4 protein-coding genes and 1 pseudogene are annotated in these 2812 nt (G+C 57.4%); all 5 read left to right on the plus strand.

Annotated elements, in window-relative coordinates; genetic code table 11:
* Nucleotides 1-285 (plus strand): annotated as a pseudogene (locus GOARA_RS20650) (hypothetical protein); the annotation flags it as partial.
* A 237-nt stretch (nucleotides 286-522) separates the two neighbouring features.
* On the plus strand, nucleotides 523-1398 hold the full coding sequence (locus tag GOARA_RS19995; protein WP_007323539.1) for a hypothetical protein: 876 nt from the start codon (nucleotides 523-525) through the stop codon (nucleotides 1396-1398).
* 123 nt (nucleotides 1399-1521) lie between these two features.
* Nucleotides 1522-1899: a DNA/RNA non-specific endonuclease gene (locus tag GOARA_RS20860; RefSeq protein ID WP_007323540.1), complete on the plus strand. Its 378-nt coding sequence runs from the start codon at nucleotides 1522-1524 to the stop codon at nucleotides 1897-1899.
* Nucleotides 1900-1909: 10 nt separating this feature from the next.
* Entirely contained in the window at nucleotides 1910-2347 is a 438-nt protein-coding gene (locus tag GOARA_RS19530) for a hypothetical protein (RefSeq protein ID WP_245548446.1), read from the plus strand.
* A 17-nt stretch (nucleotides 2348-2364) separates the two neighbouring features.
* Nucleotides 2365-2812: hypothetical protein (locus GOARA_RS20445; protein ID WP_007323542.1), on the plus strand; the 448-nt coding region annotated here is incomplete at its 3' end.

A 2812-nucleotide genomic window follows, 5' to 3' on the forward strand; every position in this document is an offset into this window, starting at 1 on the left:
AGGGGGGTTTATCTGATGAATGAGAGTGGTGGCCTGTTTACTCAGCGACGAGCGCAGCAAGAACTCGGCGCCGAAGCGTCAGGGCATGTTCCAGCCGACGCGGTAGCGTTGGTGATTATGGTGTCGATGCTCGCGGCGACCGCACTGATGGATGTTGATCTTGAATATGCAGATGGTCGACGAGAACCCCCCGATGATCTTGACATGGGGTTCGCTCCGATCAGACGTCTCCGTGAGGCGATGTATCAAGAAGGCAATTGGCACGTGGTTCTCTGCCGTTCTTAGAATAGATCGGTCTGGCGCAGTTGATGGTCAGTTCGATTACGATTCGGAGCCGGAGTGGGATGCGCCGGTCGATCCGATTGCTTATGTGGCAGATCAGGAGAAGTATCCGCGGGATGTGGAGAATCAGCCGGATTGGTTGAAGGCAAAGTTGGCTGAGGGTTTGGCTCGGCGTCGGGAGCGTGAGCAGTAGTGTCGTGGCAGGTGGGTAGGCTGTCGTGGACGACGAGGAGCTGAAGCGTGGAGGCTGAGCGGTTCCCGATTGATTCGCGAAGTTTGTGGTACTCGGGTCAGTATCGCCGCGTTGGCGATGGCTGGTACCAATACCGGAAGCTGCGAGACCAGTTTGTCGTGTACTCCTCGAATCTGGAGCCTTTGCCCCCGGGCTTCATGCCCTGGCCGGAGTCAACGACCGCCGATGCGAGAGTGTACGGCGGTTTCAAGCATGCCGATGACGATGATGTCGGGGCCACCGTAGCGGTTGGCACCGTCTGTGTGTGGAAGAACTTGGCGTGGGAAGTGTTCGGTTCTTCGCCGTCGACGGGAATCTGGACTTTGTATCTGGCCAGTGCTCCGGATAGCTATCCGATGTCTGGACCGTATCCGTCGGTGGTGGAGCGGAAGGATTGGCCTGGGGTTAGTGCGTTGTCTCGGGATGATGTGGTGGTCGATGTGGTTCCAGGGGAGGTGGCGCTGATTCGGGTCAATGTTGTGCCTATTGATTCCGTAGCGCGTCGTGGTGTGGCGTTAGAGGAACGGGCTGTGTGGTGGCGGGAGTCGCTGCGGTACTCTCCGTGGTTGCCGGCAAGTGAGGCGTCGGAGATTGCTGGTCGTCATACAGGTGTACCAGCTAATGGTCTGGCGGCGTTGCGTGTTCGTGATGGTTGGCAGGTCGTGGCGGCTGAGGAAGATGCCGGGCGCGGTGTTGGGACACCGGGACTGTTCGTTGCCGACGATGCGACGGTGATGGCGGCAGCCGCGGACGAGTCTGACGATGACGCTTCGCGGCGGTTGACAGATGAGTTGATTGCCCGCCTACAGAACGGCCCTAAGATCGCGGCTATCGGCCCCGTCGGCCATGACTTCATGCCCACCGTGCTGGATCCCCAGGCTTAGAGCAGACCGTGAGCCTTTGGGTGGCGGCAGCGTCCTAGCTTGATGTGACCGATGTCTGCGTCGTGTCCTGACGGCGACCGCGCGAGAGCGTCAGAAGATGGCGCTGCTTGACCGGGGTTCCCAATGCCGTTCCGATCATTCGTCCACACCGACGCCCTCGCGCTGGGCGACGCGTCGAGGTCGGAGTCGATTCAGCAGCGTATCGGTGACCAGGGGGGTGACGGCTACGATGGCGGACACACCTTCGCCAACTTCGCTGGTGGCGGTCCGGAGAGTATCAATCTGTTTGCGATGTTGGAGTCGGTGAACCGTGGTGGCGGTGACAGCTTCTATAACTTAGAAGGGAAATGGCGTGGAGCTCTGGGAGTGGAACCGCCTCCGATAATTCCAGTCACTATCAAGAACGTGTTTGATGGCGATAGTAATGTACCTAAATCGTTCAAAGTTCGGTATAGAATAGGTGATGGACCATGGAAACAGAGGCGATTTGACAATGAATAGTCGACTAATAGTGCAACAGCAGGCGCAAGCGGAGGTCGGGGCAGAGGTATTAAAACACTTCCCCGATGGGGCCGACGTTGTTGTTATAGAAATATCGGAAACATATCCAACATCGTTGTATATGTATTACTCCCAATATGCTGATGGAACAACCGAGTCAATGCCGATGGATATGGACTTCGACGACGAGGTTTTCTCTAGGCTCCGTGAAGCGATGTATCAAGAAGGCTTGGGTACTTGGTTTTCTGCAGTTCTGCGGATAGACCGATCAGGTGCTGTGGATGGGCAGTTCGATTATGATTCGGAGCCAGAGTGGGATGCTCCGGTTGATCCGATTGCGTATGTGACCGACCAGGAAAGGTATCCGCGGGATGTGGAGAATCAGCCGGATTGGTTGAAGGCGAAGCTGGCCGAGGGGTTGGCTCGTCGCGAGGGACGGAGACAATAGCGTGCTTCAGGTGATAAGTGGGCGAGGTGTCCATGGTGTTTGATCCGCGGGTGTTTCCTATCACGGATCAGCCTGTCTGGCATAGCGGGGTCTACCGGCTGGTGGATGGCCGGTGGTATCAGTCGAGGAACAGGCAGACGGTAGTGAGGGTTCACAGTTCTAATCTGGATCAGCTTCCGGCTGGGTTCGAGGCGCTGATGAATCCTGGTGGCTGGGAGAAAGAGCACTATTCGGGCTATCGGGATGTCGCGCCTCGGGAGTGTGGACCCAAGGTTGATGTTGAGACACTTTGTATTTGGAAGAACATCGTGTGGTCGGTCAGCGGTGTCAGTGTCACGGATGGAGGTGCGTGGCGGCTGATGAGCCGCGGGGTCTTGGAGCGGGACTATCCCGATTTTCGACCGATCGTTGATAACGCCGAGATGGGTAGCTGGCCGGGCGTGGATCAATGGGGTCGTGGGGAAG

This window comes from Gordonia araii NBRC 100433, from assembly GCF_000241265.1.
In the GTDB taxonomy this organism is placed as follows: domain Bacteria; phylum Actinomycetota; class Actinomycetes; order Mycobacteriales; family Mycobacteriaceae; genus Gordonia; species Gordonia araii.